The organism is Corynebacterium sp. HMSC078A10, assembly GCF_001811565.1.
GTDB lineage: Bacteria > Actinomycetota > Actinomycetes > Mycobacteriales > Mycobacteriaceae > Corynebacterium > Corynebacterium hesseae.
Genome location: NZ_KV805179.1, coordinates 31,225 through 48,475 on the forward strand (window position 1 = coordinate 31,225; position 17,251 = coordinate 48,475).

Consider the following 17,251-nt stretch of genomic DNA (forward strand, 5'->3'; position numbering starts at 1 on the left):
CGATACAGTCTGAAATCCCAATTTTCACATTTTCGTTTCATACAGTTATATCTGTGTCTCCTGTTGGCGTTCCGCCACGTCGCCACCAACGCATCCAGGAGTAAGCGAGCCTGCGCCCGGCGGATGGCTCTGCCGGGCGGGATAGTGCCGCTTAAGCGAAACGCTGGAGGAAGAGAGCCTCAGCGATCGCAATGTTCTCAATCTCAGTCGGGTCGACCGACTCGTTAGCGGAGTGGATGGTGCACTGCGGCTCCTCGACACCAAAGAGCGCAATCTCCGCGTTCGGGTGCTTCTCCTGCAGCTCCACGGTCAGCGGGATGGAGCCGCCCATGCCCTGGGTGATGGTCTCGGAACCGTAGGCCTCGCCCAGGCACTCACCGAGCAGGGCGACGGCGGGCTTGGACGGATCGGTTTCGAAGCCCAGGTTGGCCTCGAGGATGGTGACCTCGATGTGCGCGCCCCACGGAATGTGCTTCTTCAGGTGCTCGGCCACTGCTTCCGCGGTGGAGCGGGGGTCCATGGTGGCGGGGGTGCGCAGGTTGATGTTGGCTTCGGCGGTAGCGGGCACGGCGTTGACCGCCTCGGAGACCGGGGTGGAGGTAAAGCCGGTCACGGTCACGGCGGGGCGGGCCCAAATCATGTCCGCGATGGCGGTGGCGCCTGCCGGATCCTTCGCGCCCATGATTTCGGTGCCCTCGAGCATCTGGGCGTCGGCGCGGAAATCTTCCTCGCGGTAGGCGGTGTCCTGCCCCTCGGCGAGCGGCCAGGTGCCCTCACAATCGACACCGTCGATAGTCGTGCGGCCGTACTCATCCGTTAAGGAATCCAGCGCACGCATGAGGGCCTTGACGGCGTCGGGAGCCGCGCCGCCGAACTGGCCGGAGTGCACTGCCGAGTTGAGGGTGGAGACCTTGACGTTGATCTGGGAGCCGCCGCGCAGGGAGGTGGTCAAAGTCGGCACGCCTGCCTTGGCGTTGCCGGCGTCGGCGATGAGGATGGCGTCGGCGGCGAAGAGCTCGGGGCGCTCCTCGATGAGCGCGGACAGGCCCTCGCCGCCGCGTTCCTCAGAGCCCTCGATGAGCACGGTGAGGTTGAGATCGGTTCCACCGTGAGCGTCGAGCGCGCGCAGCGCGGCGAGGTGCATGGCCACGTTGCCCTTGCAGTCCGCGGCGCCGCGGCCGTACCAGCGGCCCTCGCGCTCAGTCAGGGTGAAAGGATCGGAGTCCCACGCGTCGGGGTTTCCGGCAGGAACCACGTCGTAGTGCGAGTACAGCAGCACCGTCTTCGCGCCCTCCTTGCCGGGGCGCTTGGCGACGATCGCCGTGGAACCATCAGCGGTGGTGATGGCTTCGGGGGTGAAGTTGGCGTCGACAAGCGCGGCCTGAACCCACTCGGCAGCCTTCGCGGGCTGGTCCTCGAGGCCCGGCTCGTTATGGACGGAATTGAAGGAGACGAGCTCCTTGAGTTGCTGGAAAATCGTATCGCGGTCGTTGCTGACAAACTCAGAAATGTTGCTCATGCCTTCCAACCTACTCGCATCCTCGAATCGGCCTGCCGAGCGTTAGGTAGTAATATATTCATGGTTCTAGTCCAAATTCTTTTAGAAAGGACCTGACATGGCGACTACCACCGCCGAAGGTTCCCAGTCCACGGTTCGCGAGCTCACGCTCCGGGGCATCATTATTGGTGGGCTCATCACTCTCATTTTTACCGCCGCCAACGTGTATCTGGGCCTCAAGGTGGGTCTGACGTTTGCCACGTCCATTCCCGCTGCCGTGATTTCTATGGCGGTGCTGCGCCGCTTCGCCGGGCACAACGTCAAAGAGAACAACATTGTGCAAACCATCGCGTCGGCAGCCGGCACTCTCTCCGCCATCATCTTCGTGCTCCCCGGCCTGGTCATGGTGGGCTACTGGCAGGGCTTCTCCTTCATCGATACCGCCGCTGTCTGTGCCATCGGTGGCGTGCTCGGCGTGATGTACTCCATCCCGCTGCGCCGTGCGCTGGTGACGGGCTCCGATCTGCCCTACCCGGAGGGCGTGGCCGCGGCCGAGGTCCTCAAGGTGGGCGATAGCTCCGGCGAGGACGGCGAGGCCGCGCACGAGGAAAACGCGAAGGGCCTGCGCGTCATCGTCTTTGGTGGCATCCTTTCCGCCGTCATGGCTTTGCTTGCCGCGATGAAGGCTGCAGCCTCTGAGGTGGCCACCTATTTCAAGCTGGGCTCGGGTGCGACGACGCTCGGCACCTCCCTGTCCCTGGCGTTGGTCGGTGTGGGCCACCTCGTGGGCTTGGCGGTGGGTATCGCCATGCTCGTCGGCGTGGTCATTTCCTACCTCATCCTGCTTCCCATCCTCACCGGTGGGGAGGCACTGAGTGACCCGGCCACGATCATGGACACCGTCGACACGGTCTTCTCCGACAGGATCCGCTTCATCGGCGTGGGTACCATGGCCATCGCCGCCATTTGGACGCTGATCAAGATTTCCGGTCCGATTGTCAAGGGCATGGCTGAGTCCTTCGCTTCCTCCCGTAACCGCAAGGACGGCCACCAGGTGGCGGTGGAGGAGCGCGATATTCCGGCACCGTATGTCGTTGGCACGATCCTTCTTCTCATGGTCCCGATTGGACTGCTGCTGTGGAACTTCGTGCGCGGCACCGATATTCATGACCACATGGCCGTCCTCATCACGGTCTCCGTACTCTTTACCTTGCTTGTGGGCCTCGTTATCGCGTCGGTGTGTGGCTACATGGCTGGTCTCATTGGTGCGTCCAACTCGCCGATCTCATCTATCGGCATCATCGCGGTCATCACCGCCGCATTGCTGATTGCCGCCGTGACGCGCGGTACGGATGCGGAGCCGCTCTCGCTGGTGGCCTACACGCTGTTTACCGCGGCCATCGTCTTCGGCATTGCGACGATTTCCAATGACAACCTGCAGGACCTCAAGACCGGTCAGCTGGTTGGCGCGACGCCGTGGAAGCAGCAGGTAGCGCTCATCATCGGTGTCCTCTTCGGCTCCTTGGTGATTCCGCCGATTCTGCAGGTCATGCTCACCGGCTTTGGTTTCCAGGGCATGGAGGGCGCCGGTGAGGACGCACTGGCTGCACCGCAGGCCGCGCTGATGTCCTCGGTGGCATCCGGTATTTTTGATAACTCGTTGCCGTGGGATCTCATCGGTCTGGGGGCGGCGATCGGCGCCGTCATCATCATCGTCGACGAGTGCCTGCGCCACTTCACCGACAAGTACTCCCTGTCCCCGCTGGCGGTGGGCATGGGCATGTACCTGCCGGCGGCCATCACGATTGTGGTTCCGATTGGCGCCATCTTGGGTGCCTTCTACAACCGCTGGGCGGTACGCCAGTCCAAGCCGGACTTTGCTAAGCGCATGGGCACGCTGTTGGCCACCGGCCTCATTGTCGGTGAGTCCCTCTTCGGTGTGGTCAACGCCGGCATTATCGCGGCGTCGGGCGGCGAGTCCCCGCTGGAGATCTTCGAGGGCGGAACCGCTGCCAAGATCGTCGGCGTCATCCTTTTCGTCGGCGGCATTGCTGCGGCGTACAAGTGGACGGCGAAGAAGGCTGCTTCCTAAGACAGTGTGATTGGTTCTTTTTAACGAGTGGTTCGATTTAGCGGGCAGTTTACTTTGATGGGCGGTGCTTATGCACCGCCCGTTCGTGTTGAACCTTGCAGTCGGTAGGTCTGAGTGCCAGAATGGTCGCTAGCACTTCCACATGGCAAGTGCCAGAAATAAACAGAGTCATCTATGTGGTTGGGGCTGGAGAACACTCGCCAGCCGTGCCGTCGCGGGCGTCCGTCATAGATCAGACGTGAGTGTCGTCCTCAACAAAGCTTAAGGAGCACAAACACATGGCAAAGATCATTGCCTTCGATGAAGAGGCACGTCGCGGCCTCGAGCGTGGTCTCAACACGCTTGCCGACGCCGTCAAGGTCACCCTCGGCCCCAAAGGCCGCAACGTCGTCCTGGAGAAGTCCTGGGGCGCCCCGACCATTACTAACGACGGTGTCTCCATCGCGCGCGAGATCGAGCTCGAGGACCCGTACGAGAAGATCGGCGCAGAGCTGGTCAAGGAAGTAGCCAAGAAGACTGATGACGTTGCCGGTGACGGCACCACCACCGCTACCGTTCTGGCCCAGGCTCTCGTGCGTGAGGGCCTGCGCAACGTAGCCGCTGGTTCCAACCCGATGGGCATTAAGCGCGGCATCGAGGCCGCCACCAAGAAGGTTGTTGACTCCCTGCTCTCCTCCGCAAAGGAAGTAGAGACCCAGGAAGAGATCGCCACCACCGCTGGTATCTCCGCCGCTGACCCGGCAATCGGCGAGAAGATCGCCGAGGCTATGTACACCGTGGGCAACGGCTCCGTAAACAAGGATTCCGTTATCACTGTTGAGGAGTCCAACACCTTCGGCGTTGACCTCGAGGTCACTGAAGGTATGCGCTTCGACAAGGGCTACATCTCTGGCTACTTCGCTACCGATATGGAGCGCCAGGAGGCAGTCCTCGAGGATCCGTACATCCTGCTCGTCTCCTCCAAGATTTCCAACATCAAGGACCTCGTCCCGCTGCTGGAGAAGGTCATGCAGACCGGCAAGCCGCTGCTGATTATCGCTGAGGATGTTGAGGGCGAAGCCCTGTCCACCCTCGTGGTCAACAAGATCCGCGGCACCTTCAAGTCCGTTGCCGTGAAGGCTCCGGGCTTCGGTGACCGCCGCAAGGCCACCCTGCAGGACATGGCTATCCTCACTGGCGGCCAGGTCATCTCCGAAGAGGTCGGCCTTTCCCTGGAGACCGCTGAGATCGAGTACCTCGGCCAGGCCCGCAAGGTTGTCGTGACCAAGGATGAGACCACCATCGTTCAGGGTGCTGGTTCCCAGGAGCAGATCGACGGCCGTATCAAGCAGATCCGCGCCGAGATCGAGAACTCCGACTCCGACTACGACCGCGAGAAGCTGCAGGAGCGCCTGGCCAAGCTGGCTGGCGGCGTGGCAGTCCTCAAGGTTGGTGCCGCTACCGAGGTCGAGCTCAAGGAGCGTAAGCACCGCATCGAGGATGCCGTGCGCAACGCTAAGGCTGCCGTAGAGGAGGGCATCGTCGCCGGCGGTGGCGTGGCTCTGCTGCAGGCAGCTGAGGTTCTGGATTCCCTCTCTGACCTCACGGGTGACGAAGCTACTGGCGTCAAGATTGTTCGCGAGGCGCTGTCTGCTCCGCTGAAGCAGATTGCACAGAACGCTGGCCTGGAGCCGGGCGTTGTTGCTGACAAGGTTGCGTCCCTGCCGGCTGGACAGGGTCTCAACGCCGCTTCTGGCGAGTACGTGGACCTCATGGCTGCGGGCATCAACGACCCGGTCAAGGTCACCCGTTCCGCACTGCAGAATGCTGCGTCCATCGCGGCCCTGTTCCTGACCACCGAGGCGGTTGTGGCTGACAAGCCGGAGCCGGCTGGTGCAGGCGCTGGCATGCCGGATGCTGACGCAATGGGCGGTATGGGCTTCTAGTCCTTCACTCTCCGGCTGAGGCGTTTATCGCCTCAGCCCCTAGCAAATTACGAGCTCCCCACGGTCAACCGTGGGGAGCTTTCTTTGTCTTGAGACCCTTTTGTGTTCTTCTGTCACCCCGAATAGGGGTAATTTGGAGTGTTCCTGCGAAAAATATTTCGCGAGTTTACAGTTCAATTCAGGCCTATGAATCGCTGCTGCTGGGGTCAGCGTTACGTTTTAAAGAGGAATTCTTGAAACTTCGTTACGGGCACTGTCCATTTGTGCAGTTAACGGCGTTGTCGCTGGCTAAGTTAACAAAAGATGAATAAATGAATGGGCGTGTATAACTGATTTCTAAAGGGCTTCGCGCGAAAAATCACCTACGAATCCACTTGCAATGTTGAGGCGGTGTGCCAAAATAGTTTCGTGTGACGCCCGCTGAGGGTGTCTGCAAAACCGCAAACCCCTCCGGGCAGTTTCTACCCGGACTTCACAAGAGGAGACCACAATGGATCTTTCTTTCATCGGCGACCAGCTCGGTAACTTCGCTACCTTCGCTGACGGCATCAAGAAGCTCTTCACCGGCTTCGCTGGCGTTTTCGATGCCATCTCCGGCGCTGCTCAGCAGGGTGACTCCTTCGTTGTTAAGCCGAACACCTCCGAGCTCAGCGTTCTGTCCTCCAAGAAGTAAACTAGCTTCCCTTTAGGGCAGCACTAAACACACACTTTCAATCCCAAGGAGATTTCAAATGGGTACCCTTTCTTCCTCCGGCATCATCGGCCTTCTGCTCAACATTTTCTACAACCTGGGCGACATGGCTTCCGGCGCTTCCAAGCTGATCGGCCTGCTCTAAAAAGCACGCTGCTCACGCAGAACTAAGCGTTAACCCCGCTGACCCATTCTGGGCAGCGGGGTTTCTCATTTCCGTACTCTGTTGCGCCCTCAGGATCAGGCGGTTTCGGGCCTTGCGCGCGAAAACGTACCTTCGCACACGCGGGGCGGGTGCGGAACGATCAATTAGGGCCCCAGATCTTCGACTTTTGGGGGCACTATTTGTTAGAAACGTACATTCTGGGCGGCTGCTGCCGCCCGTCGGGCATTACGGGGGTAAATTCCGCGGCTGCAACTTGTTTATCGCGCCAGATGCCTGCTTCCTAGATAGAATTAATGGTATGGCTGACATTAAAGACGACGAACTCCCCGAGATCGACCTTGCGCAGACCGACGGCTACGTCGTCGACGACTCTGATGAAGATGATCCCTCGCTGATTATGCCGGATGGCTCGCCTGTCGAGACTTGGCGCGAGAACTACCCGTACGAGGAGCGCATGACGCGCGATGAGTACGAATCCATCAAGCGCGCCCTGCAGATCGAGCTGCTGAAGTGGCAGAACTGGACCAAGGAAACCGGCCAGCGCCACATCATCCTCTTCGAAGGCCGCGATGCCGCTGGTAAGGGCGGCACCATCAAGCGATTCAACGAGCACCTTAACCCGCGTGGTGCGCGCACCGTTGCGTTGGAGAAGCCTTCCCCGCGTGAGTCCACGTCGTGGTACTTCCAGCGCTACATCGAGCACTTCCCGTGCGGCGGTGAAATCGTCTTCTTCGACCGCTCCTGGTACAACCGCTCTGGTGTCGAGCGCGTCATGGGCTTCTGCACCGAGTCCCAGCACGCAGAGTTCCTGCGCGAGGTACCGATGCTGGAGAACATGATCTTGGGCTCGGGAATCTCCCTGACCAAGCTGTGGTTCTCCGTGACCCGCAAGGAGCAGCGCACGCGCTTCGCCATCCGCCAGATTGACCCGGTCCGTCAGTGGAAGCTTTCGCCCATGGATCTGGCCTCCCTGGATAAGTGGGATGACTACACCCGCGCGAAGGAAGAACAGTTCCGCTACACGGATACCGAAGAATCCCCGTGGATCACCATTAAGTCCAACGATAAGAAGCGCGCCCGCATCAACGCTATGCGTTACGTGCTTTCCAAGTTTGAGTACACCAACAAGGACCATGAGGTCGTTGGTCAGGTGGATGACAAGATTGTGAAGCGCGGTCGCGACCAGATCGGTGACTAAATAGCGTATCTCGCGGGTGGGGACTAGCCTCGTCCCGCGGATAGAAATAACGCCCTAGCCCAACTTCTGGGCTAGGGCTTTTGGCTTTGGCCGGTTTAGAAGAGGGCCTCAAGCTGAACGATCGGCGCGATACGGCCGGTTTCCAGCAGGAGGGAGTAAACGCCGAAGGAAGAAAGGCCAAGGCCGACGGCGCTAGCGACGGAACCGATGATGGAGCTGATGATGGTTGCTACGGTGCCCATAAGAAAAGTCTCCTTGAGAGAATTAGAAAAATGCGGGTGGAAAGTTTAAACGTGGAAGGACTGTACGAAGTTCTCGATGGCCGGAATTTCTGCCATGTGGCCCAAGCGGGTGAGAATGTTGTAGAGGCCGAAAGAGGAGAGGAGCGTGCCGATCATTGTTATTGAACTCCTTGCGAGTTAGTGGGTTAGTGTGAGACCGAAACCGTGGCTTGTACTTGCTTCAGTTTCACTTTCAGAGTAACACCCGGCGGGTCAGTACGCAGCGCTTATTCTGCAGGTACATGATGTTAATGAAACAGGAAGCCCCCGCTGAGCGCTGTATGCGGGTGCATACAATGCAAGCGGGGGCTGCCTCGTGTTCTCTGTTTTCCTAGTGCTTCCAGGGCTCAATCGGATTGCCCTGCCACTCGGAGTTGCCCGGGACCTGGTCACCGCGCATCACCAAGGAGCCGGGGCCAACCGTCGCCACGCTGCCAATGACCGAGGCGGGTAGCGCCACCGAATGCGAGGCAAGCGTGGCCCCGGCCTTGATGGTCACGGTGTCCAGGCTCATCACGCGGTCCTGGAAGAGGTGCGTTTGCACCACGGTGCCGGGGCCGACGGAAGCGCCTTCGCCCACAAAACACAGGTCCGTTTCCGGGAACCAGTAGGAGTCGATCCACGCGCCGCGGCCAATCGTCACGCCCAGCGCGCGGAGGCCCTGGTTGATTTCACCCATGCCATAGGTGTGGGTAAAGAACCACGGCGCAGCAACCGCCTCAACAAAGGTGTCCTGCAGCTCGTTGAGCCACACGAAGGCGGACCACAGCGGGTGGTCGCCGGCGGTCTGCGTGCCCACGCAGATCCATTTCACCGCCACAGTGATGGTCATGGCGATAGCGCCTGCCACCATGAGGATGAGGCCGCCGAGGGCCCAGGCGGCGGCGATGCCGAGGGAGTCGGCAAGCGCGTAAATCGATGCCAGGGTTCCTGCCAGCAACATGGCCGAGGTCATCGGCGCCAACAGGCGCATGGTCTCAATCGCACCACGCGCGGCCTTGACCCCAAAACCCGGGTTATAGGTCAGGGATTCGCCCTCCACACCGTCCACGTGGGCCTCGACGCGGCGCATGCGCTCCGGCGGGGAACCCCACCAGTTCGCGCCGGACTTGGTCTTCTTCGGCGTCGAGGAGAGCACGGCAACCAGCGAGTTCTTCGACAGCTTGCGGCCCGGTCCGGTGATGCCGGAGTTGCCCACGAAGGAACGCTTGCCCACCTTGGTCTCGCCCGTGAGCATCCAACCGCCGCCGAGCTCATAGCCGCCGATCATGGTGTCATCTGCCAGGAAGGCACCGTCTTTGACCTCAGTGAGCTTGGGAACCATGACGGCCGTGGAAATCTCCACGTCCTTGCCAATCGTCGCGCCCAGCGAACGCAGCCACGCCGGGGTGAGCTGCGAGGCGTAGATGGGGAAGAGCTGCGTGCGGGCCTCGTCCATGAGGCGCTCGATGGCCCACAGGCGCCAGCCCTTGGCGGAGCGCACCGGTGCCACGCCGGGCTTAATGCCCAGTGACAGGATGCGCACGCCCAGCCAGGTCTGCAGCATGAAGGTAGCAAATGCCGCAAGCGCGCCCAGCGGGGCGAAGAAGATGGAGCCGACGAAGGCGGAGCCGTTGGTGGCCGCGATGAGAGCAACGACCACGGCTGCGCCCACGGCGAGTGCCACAATCGGCTGAAGCGCCAGCAGGATGGAGGTGGCACCATAGATGGCTACCCACCACGGGCGGCGCTTCGGGGCATGCGACGGGAAGCGGTGCTTGGAGCGGCCCACCTTCTTGGCGGGCGAGCCGGACCAGCGCTGGCCGTCCTTGATCTTCTTGCGGGCAGTCACGGTGGAGCCGGCCTCGACGTGGGCATCCTTGCCCACGACGGTGCCCGGAAGCAGCGTCGAGCGCGCGCCCACGCGGGCGCCTTCCTTGACCTCGATGGCGCCAACCCGCAGGATATCGCCGTCGAGCCAGTAGCCGGAGAGATCGACCTCGGGCTCAATCGCAGCGTGCTTGCCCAAGGTCAGCAGGCCAGTCACAGGCGGCAGCGAGTGCAGGTCCACTCCGCGGCCCATCTTCACTCCCAGCGCGCGGGCATAGTTATTGACCCACGTGGCACCCGCAATCGAGCGCGAGCCAGAAGCATCTGCCCAGCGCTCCGCTGCCCAAATACGCAGATGCGTGGAGCCGCCGCGAGGGTACTCGCCGGGCTTAATGCCGGCGGTGATAAGCCGCGCGCCGAAACCGCCAATGGGGATGCGGCCAACCGGGGTGACGAACACGACGAGCAAAATGGCCACCAGCCACCACGGTGTGGTCATGGCCCACTCCACGCCGAGCAGGTTCGCCACGTTGGAGCCCAACAACAGCCAGGCCAGCCACGTCGTGGCGGCCAGCGTCATCACGGGGATCTGGATGAGTGTTTGCGCGATGCGCGTGCCGGCGCCGACGGGCTTTACTTCGCGGGCGGGGCCGGCGTCCTCGACGGACTCGGCGTCGGAAAGCTGCTCCGCCAGGGAGCCGAGGCGTGGGTGATCGTAGAGATCACGCACGGCCACGGTGGGGAAGCGCTCGCGGATGCGGCCGACCAAGGTCGCCGCGGCCAGGGAGGTGCCGCCGAGGGAGAAGAAGTCGGCGTTGACGTCTTCCACAGATACGCCCAGGGTGTCCACCCACAGCTCCGCCAACCACTGCTCGGTGGGATTGAGTCCTTCTGCCTCCACGCCCACTCCCGGCAGCGGCCATGGCAGTGCCTTCTTATCCACCTTGCCGGAGGTGCGAATCGGCAGCTCCTCCATGACACAAATGCGGGGGACGAGCGCCGCCGGCATGGATTCCGCGAGACGGGCGTGCGCTGCCTCGTGGTCGAAGCCCACCGTGGGCTCCTCCAGCGACACGTAACCGACGAGCACGGACTCGCCGCCCGGCGTCTTCTGCACGGCCACGGCGGAGTTGTACACGTTGGGAAGGGCCGCCACGTTGGCTTCGACCTCACCGAGCTCGATGCGGCGGCCGCCGATCTTCACCTGATCATCGACGCGCCCGACAAAATACAGGCCGTCCTCTTCCAAGCGCACGTGGTCACCGGTGCGGTAGGCGCGCTCCCAGCCCAGGGACTCCAGCGGCGCGTACTTTTCCGCGTCCTTGACCGGGTCCAGGTAGGCGGCCAGGCCCACGCCACCGATGACGAGTTCGCCCACCTCACCGTTGTTTACGGGGACGCCGTGCTTATCGACGACCACCAGGTCCCAGCCCTTCAGCGGCAGCCCGATCGACACGGGCTGGCCCGGCAGCATGCGCTGCGCGCAGGCCACGACGGTGGCCTCGGTGGGGCCGTAGGTATTCCACATTTCGCGGTCTTCGGTGGCCAAGCGGTCCACCAGCTCCTGGGAGCAAGCCTCGCCGCCGACGATGAGGAGGCGGATATTATCCAGGGCCTCGGCGGGCCACAGGCCAGCCAGGGTTGGCACGGTGGAGACCACCGTGATGTCGCGGCGAATGAGCCAGGGACCTAAGTCCATGCCGGAGCGCACCAGGGAGCGCGGGGCCGGGACCAGGCAAGCACCGTGGCCCCAGGCCAGCCACATCTCCTCGCAGGAGGCGTCGAAGGCTACGGAGAGGCCCGCGAGGACGCGGTCGTCCGGGCCGAGCGGGCCATGCGGGTTATCCGCCAGGAAGAGGGCTGCCTCGGCGTCAACGAAGGCGGCCGCGGAACGGTGGCTCACCGCCACGCCCTTGGGCTTGCCCGTAGAACCGGAGGTGAAGATGATCCAGGCGGTGTCTTCGGGGCGCGGTTCGTCGAAGGGGGCGGTGCCGCCACTGTCCTTTTCGTCGAACGTGGGGCGCGCCCCACCCTCTCGCAGCATACGGAAGCCCTCGTCGGTGAAGACGCCGTCGATGTCAGCCTCGCCGAAGACCATCTCGGCGCGCTCATCGGGGTCGTCGGCGTCGACGGGTACGTAGGCCGCGCCGGCGGCGAGCGTGGACAGGATGGCCAGGTAGAGCTCGCGCTTGCCGGAGGTCATGCGGATGCCGATGCGGTCTCCGCGCCGCACACCGCTGGCGTGGAGTTCGGTGGCCCAGGCGGAGACGTCGGCAAGCAGCTCGGCGTAGGTCAGGATCTCGCCGTCATCCAGGGCGGCAGCCTCTGGATAGTTTTCTGCTGTGGTGCGCACGACGTCCCACAGGGTGCGCGCCGGTGCGGCCTCGGAACCTAGGAGGTAGTGCGCGGGAACCTCGGGCGTTGCTGGGGTCTCGGGCTCGTCCGCCTGGAGGGCGTGGCGGCCTCCGGTACTAGGAAGATTATCGGGCTCCGTCATTTAGGCATCACTGCTTTCTACATCACCGGGCGCGTCGGCCGCGATGATGGCGGTGGCCAGCTTGCGCAGGTGCTTGAGCTGCTTGTTGGTGGACTCGTCGAGGGCCTCGTCCTCCGCCTTCGCCACCAAGACCGCGAGCTCCTTGTGGGCCTTGACGCCCTTCTTGGTGGAGGCAATGATTTGGCGGCGGCGGTCCTTGGAGTCACGCTCGCGCTTGACCCAATGGCGGGACTCCAGTGAATCGAGGAGGCGCACCATGTCGGAGGCATCAATGGCCAGGGTCTCCGACAGGGCGGACTGGGAGGACGCGGTCTCCGCAACGAGGCAGGTGAGAACCCAGTATTCGCGCAAGGTGGTCCGCTGTGTTTGCAGCGCGGCCTCGACGCCTTCGCGGGTGCGGCGGCGGAGGCGCTCCAGCTGGAAGGAGGGGGACTCCAGGAGCGCGGTAGGGATGGAAACAGAATTCAATGAAGGCATGCCGATGATTCTAACGCGCCTACGGTGGCATGCCTAAATTATGGGTTGTGGCCCACTAGTTTCAGGCTGAGGCTAGCTTCTGCACGATGAGTGTGTTGAGAGAAACGCCTTCCCGTTCTGCTTCGATGGTCAGGTCTCGGTGAAGTGACTGAGGTATGCGGAGGTTGAACTTCCCCGAGTAGCTTCGCTGTCCGAATGGTTCCGGGATGCGTTCATTGTTGCGTTGCATATCTTCTAGAGTTTCTTCGACGACGCTGCGCAACTCGGCTTCTGCGGTGGTCGCAGTAGCATCCAGCCATGACAGGGAAGGGAACTCTAGGACTGTGGCAACGAACTCGCCATCTTCTTCTGACCAAGCGGTTTGGTAAGTGTATTTGTCTGCGAGATTCATGATCTGCTCCTAGGGGAGGTGGTCGATGGCGGCTAAAACTTGGCGAATCTGAAAGGGCTTCGCTTTCCCGTTGTGCCCCTCTTGGATATTGACTCGGGGGTCTCCCTGCCATGGGGTTTTATAAACGATGTGCGAAGTTCCACGCCGTTTCTTTCCGGCGCTTTCTTGGCGTTCGAAATAGAAGTCACATACAAGTTGCAGCTCTGAGAAGCGGACGTTTGTCCGTGAGGTCCGCATCTTTGTGAGGATCTTTTCTATCTTGGAAACCACACCTGTATGGTACCGCAAATGGTACCACTAGTGGTTTGGGTAAACCATAGGGCAGCCTTGGGCCTTCCAACCATCCGTTCCACCCTCGACGTTGATGACGTCCCAGCCCTTGGTGTGCTCCAAGTACTGGCAGACCTGCATGCTGCGCCCGCCTAGGTGGCAGATGACGTAGATGTCTTGGTCCGGGTCAATCTCGTCGATGCGATCAACTAGTTCGCCCATCGGGATGTGCGTGGCGCCCTGGGCGTGCTCGGTGTTCCACTCGTGGTCCTCGCGGACGTCGATAAGCTGGGCGTTCTCAGGTACTTCCTGTGGCGTTACGTTTCTCATGCCCCATACCCTAGTCACGCATAGGGCCTAGTGCTGTTACTCCACTCGCCGCGTCCAGGGAAGGGCTTCAAACTCTGCGCGGTCCCCGTTCACAAACCGTTCAAGGAGGGACAAGGCTTCGTCGATGTCCTCTAGGAGCATCTGGAAGTTTTCTTCCTCACCGTTGTTGTGGCCCCATTCGACGAGGTAGCGTGCCGCTCCTGTTTCTGAGGGTTGCACGCGGTCGACCTGGCAGTAGTCGCCCGGGACTATTCGGTCAAAGGCTGCTACCCACGCTCCCACTTCGGGGAAGCCGTCCTGGCGAACTGCCTCGAGAAGGTCATCGTTGAAAAGATACGCAGCTGAGCCGAAGACCGTGGCGTTGACCATGAAGCGCTCATCCTCAGGGATATCTGAGGACGACTTCTGATCTTGCCAATTCACTTTGTCCACCAACTGCGCCGGGGAGTAGGTGAATTCAACCATCAAATCTAGAGCAAGGGGCAGTGGGATGGATGGGATTTCGTGTAGGTTCCCGTCGGGGGTGACAAGGTCAAGCGAAACGTTGTCGCCCGTATAGGTTGTTTCCAAGGTATAACGCTCCTGGAAGTCCACCTGACTCCCGGATCGAACCTCAAGCCTCCATCCTGTGAAGAGGCGAAGCCCTGCTTCGAGTACGGAGGAGGATGTGGCCACCTCCCAGGTGTTCACATACAACTTATCCGCGAGTAGCTTCAACTGGCAGCTCTCAGCCCCTGGAAGCGGCTTGCCCGACGGGTTGTACAGTGCCAGGGAATCATCGACAACAAGCGAAATGCCATGATCCTGCGCCAGATGAGTAAGCCTCTCTATCGTGACCGACCTGACATCAGCAGGGATGAGCAGCCGAGTGAGTGCTTGTGCTTCCACGTGCTCCTCGGCGAGGAGGATTTCGCTTCCGAGCTTTGCGTTAATCCTCTCAGTATATTTCTGCATCCGAGGGCTGGGCTCGCCATTATGGTCAGCACGGATGCGGTGCATCATGCATACTGATGCTTCTGTCCACTGCTCCTCGCGCTCTGGAAGCTCCATTGCGGTGACCGTGGTGTACGGCGCCGGGTCCGACAAGGAAGAGTCCGGGAAGACTGTGGAAATCATCTCGCCGTTGCCGTCCAAATAGTGCTCCGCCACTGCGATGACTTCGTCTGCGATGTCGAAGGTCTGCACATTGTCGGTGCCGAGGTTATCGTAAACCTTCGCGGTCCACTGTCCTTGAGCATTGCGGCCGTAGGCCAGGGAAAACGTTGGCCATTTGTGTAGGTGGACCATCACGCCTGCGGGGAGCTCCTTCACTGCGTCCAGCCGGCGCCAGGGTGTTTCGTGGCGGACTGAAGCATCCAGGATTGGCTTAGATTCACGTTGAGGCAACGGTTCCCACGCAAGTTCTTCGATCAACGGGTTGTGGTCGCTGAAAGAAAGCAGAATCTCTCGTGCTTCTTCATAAGTATCGACAGTGAGCGTGCGGAATACTGGTTCAGTGGCCTCTGGAGGGAGGCTGGACCATATCAGTTCGAACTGCCCGCTTGCGCGCACGTGCATGGACATATCGAGGCCGTAGCTGCGTTCTTCCGAGCCATAGTTGACTACCTGAAGCCACGTTTGCTCGGACACCGGCAGGCGCAGGGCGTCCTCAAAGGCGCGATCAAGCATCGGTCTGCTGACCTGTCGCCACATAGTTCCCATGCAGTTCCTGATGGAGGAAAGGCCATTGCTGCTCGTGGGGATTCCAGTCGCATTAAAGAGGATGTCCGTGGTTCCAATGAAGACCACCAAGCCGTGGTAATACGCCAGCAAAGCTAGCTTTTCTTGGAGTTCTAAATTGCTCGAATCCATCGTGACCGTGACGGCCGAATGCGCGGGCACGTCCTGTCCGAAGAGTTTGGAGAGTGCGGCCGATGCTTCTTCCATTTCTGGATCCGGCTTCCGGAAGGAGTCCAGCCCTTCCGTCTGAATTAACTCCAGAAAATAGTCATGGTCAGCAATCTTTTCTCGGTTAAAGCGCACGATGTTGAGCTGCACGTCCATTAAGCGGGGTCCTTCCAGAGTGGGTTGGGTAAGGGCACGGACAAGCTTATGCGTCTTGCGTCACAGTTTCCTTGGGATCCTGTGGACGGTCTCTGTCAGGGCGCTCGTGTGGGACGGTGGGCGGGCGCGGGCTTTAGCGGTGTGCTGAGAGGTATTCCAGAATGGCTTTCACGCGGCGGTTGTCCTCGCTGGGGTCCAGCCGCAGCTTGGTGAAGATATTGGAAACGTGCTTGGCCACCGCGGCGGAAGACAGGACGAGCTCGGCGGCGATGTCCTTGTTGGACTTGCCGCGGGACATTAATTCGAGAACCTCGCGCTCGCGTGGAGTGAGCTCGCCCAGACCGCTGCGCCCGGAGCTCATTAACGCCTGCGCCACGGTGGGATCGATGACGGTGCCGCCCTGAGCCACCACGTCCAGGCTGGAGAGGAAGTCCCGCACTTCAGATACGCGGTCCTTCAAAAGGTAGCCGGTGCCGGCATCGGGGGAATCGAAGAGCTCCACCGCGTATGCGGGGGCCACATACTGAGAGAGCACCATAACGGGCAGACCCGGGTATGCGTTTCTTAAGTTCACGGCGGCCTTCAAACCGTCGTCGCCCATGCCTGGCGGCATGCGCACATCTGTGATGACGATGTCCGGAAGCTCGTCGCGGAGTGTATCCACCACCGCTTCGAGCGAAGGGGCAGAGTCCGCCTGGCCCACAATTGAATGCCCGCGGCGCTCCAGAAGGCCGGCGAGGCCCTCGCGCAGAATGGCGGAATCATCCGCCACCACAATTCTCAAACTCATTTCTTTAAACTCCTGACTGTCCGCGATCGAGTAGAAGAGGAATCGAGCACGCCACCCTGGTGGGCCCGCCCGGGGGAGAAGATAAAGTCATCTCCCCGCCAAAAGCGGCGAGGCGCTCGGCCATCCCGGCCAGCCCATGGCCTTGCACCACCTGCGCACCGCCGGGGCCCTCATCCACCACCGCAATCTTCAAGGAGGCATCTGCGGTCACCAAAACAGAAACCGGGGCACCCGGTGCGTACTTCGCCGCGTTGGTCAACGCCTCCGTGCCGAAGAAATAGCCACACGCCAGCACGGAGGCGGAGAGCTCCGGCAGCGGATGCGGGGCGAAGACGCTGACGTGGGGGCCATGGGAAGAGGAGACGTCGGCAAGCGCGGCCACCAAACCGTGGTCCTGCAGGACCTGTGGGTGGATGCCGTGCACCGTCGTACGCAGGGAATTCAGGCCGCGGTCCACGTCCTGCTTGGCGGCGGTGAGGAGCTCGGTGAGGTCAGAGGGGGCGTCGAGAAGCGCCTCGCCCAGCTTCATACTCGCGGCCACGAGATACTGCTGCGCGCCGTCGTGCAAGTCGCGCTCGATGCGGGCGCGCTCCACCTCGTAGGCATCCGCGATGGCGCGGCGCGAGGCCGTCAGCTGCGCGATTTTCTCCGCCTGCTGCTGCTCGTGGGTGGTCGGTTGGGCTTTTCTTCGGAACACGCCTCACAGCATATCGGGCGGTGGCCGCGCGAGGGGTAGTGCTGGCACTACCTTAAAAAGCAACGCTAGGACTGTTCTGAACGCGGGCTCGAGACG

13 protein-coding genes are annotated in these 17,251 nt (G+C 61.5%); 4 read left to right on the forward strand and 9 right to left on the reverse strand.

Features of this window, described 5'->3' with window-relative positions; genetic code table 11:
• Window positions 1–151: 151 nt before the first annotated feature.
• A complete protein-coding gene (locus tag HMPREF2808_RS00360; protein ID WP_070562414.1) occupies window positions 152–1,519 on the reverse strand; it encodes a dipeptidase in 1,368 nt (455 codons plus the stop codon).
• 97 nt (window positions 1,520–1,616) lie between these two features.
• Between HMPREF2808_RS00360 and HMPREF2808_RS00365 the strand changes: the two genes are divergently transcribed.
• The 4 genes from HMPREF2808_RS00365 to ppk2 all read left to right on the forward strand — a co-directional run bounded on the left by HMPREF2808_RS00365 (window position 1,617) and on the right by ppk2 (window position 7,570).
• Complete coding sequence (locus HMPREF2808_RS00365; RefSeq protein ID WP_070622930.1) at window positions 1,617–3,590, forward strand: OPT family oligopeptide transporter; 1,974 nt, start codon at window positions 1,617–1,619, stop codon at window positions 3,588–3,590.
• Window positions 3,591–3,868: 278 nt separating this feature from the next.
• Complete coding sequence (gene groL, locus HMPREF2808_RS00370) at window positions 3,869–5,515, forward strand: chaperonin GroEL (RefSeq protein ID WP_070445838.1); 1,647 nt, start codon at window positions 3,869–3,871, stop codon at window positions 5,513–5,515.
• A gap of 490 nt (window positions 5,516–6,005) precedes the next feature.
• On the forward strand, window positions 6,006–6,188 hold the full coding sequence (locus HMPREF2808_RS00375; protein WP_070622934.1) for a PorH family porin: 183 nt from the start codon (window positions 6,006–6,008) through the stop codon (window positions 6,186–6,188).
• Window positions 6,189–6,670: 482 nt separating this feature from the next.
• Window positions 6,671–7,570: a polyphosphate kinase 2 gene (gene ppk2 / locus HMPREF2808_RS00380; RefSeq protein ID WP_070622937.1), complete on the forward strand. Its 900-nt coding sequence runs from the start codon at window positions 6,671–6,673 to the stop codon at window positions 7,568–7,570.
• Between the two features lie 95 nt (window positions 7,571–7,665).
• Here ppk2 and HMPREF2808_RS13420 read toward each other — a convergent pair whose 3' ends face one another.
• The 8 genes from HMPREF2808_RS13420 to HMPREF2808_RS00415 all read right to left on the reverse strand — a co-directional run bounded on the left by HMPREF2808_RS13420 (window position 7,666) and on the right by HMPREF2808_RS00415 (window position 17,155).
• Entirely contained in the window at window positions 7,666–7,812 is a 147-nt protein-coding gene (locus HMPREF2808_RS13420) for a hypothetical protein (protein WP_168164027.1), read from the reverse strand.
• Window positions 7,813–8,182: 370 nt separating this feature from the next.
• The gene (locus HMPREF2808_RS00385) at window positions 8,183–12,157 is read right to left on the reverse strand and encodes a Pls/PosA family non-ribosomal peptide synthetase (RefSeq protein ID WP_070622940.1); all 3,975 of its coding nucleotides are present in this window, start codon (window positions 12,155–12,157) and stop codon (window positions 8,183–8,185) included.
• Window positions 12,158–12,634 (reverse strand): MarR family winged helix-turn-helix transcriptional regulator, encoded by a 477-nt coding sequence (locus tag HMPREF2808_RS00390; protein ID WP_070622943.1) that lies wholly within the window; start codon window positions 12,632–12,634, stop codon window positions 12,158–12,160.
• Between the two features lie 61 nt (window positions 12,635–12,695).
• On the reverse strand, window positions 12,696–13,025 hold the full coding sequence (locus tag HMPREF2808_RS00395) for a type II toxin-antitoxin system HicB family antitoxin (RefSeq protein WP_070622946.1): 330 nt from the start codon (window positions 13,023–13,025) through the stop codon (window positions 12,696–12,698).
• Between the two features lie 297 nt (window positions 13,026–13,322).
• The gene (locus HMPREF2808_RS00400) at window positions 13,323–13,625 is read right to left on the reverse strand and encodes a rhodanese-like domain-containing protein (protein ID WP_070522692.1); all 303 of its coding nucleotides are present in this window, start codon (window positions 13,623–13,625) and stop codon (window positions 13,323–13,325) included.
• A 36-nt stretch (window positions 13,626–13,661) separates the two neighbouring features.
• Window positions 13,662–15,668: a hypothetical protein gene (locus tag HMPREF2808_RS00405; RefSeq protein ID WP_070622949.1), complete on the reverse strand. Its 2,007-nt coding sequence runs from the start codon at window positions 15,666–15,668 to the stop codon at window positions 13,662–13,664.
• Window positions 15,669–15,801: 133 nt separating this feature from the next.
• Entirely contained in the window at window positions 15,802–16,458 is a 657-nt protein-coding gene (locus HMPREF2808_RS00410) for a LuxR C-terminal-related transcriptional regulator (RefSeq protein ID WP_070622952.1), read from the reverse strand.
• A 4-nt stretch (window positions 16,459–16,462) separates the two neighbouring features.
• Window positions 16,463–17,155 carry a sensor histidine kinase gene (locus tag HMPREF2808_RS00415; RefSeq protein ID WP_070622955.1) on the reverse strand — a complete coding sequence of 231 codons (693 nt, stop codon included), beginning with the start codon at window positions 17,153–17,155 and terminating at the stop codon, window positions 16,463–16,465.
• Window positions 17,156–17,251: the final 96 nt, after the last annotated feature.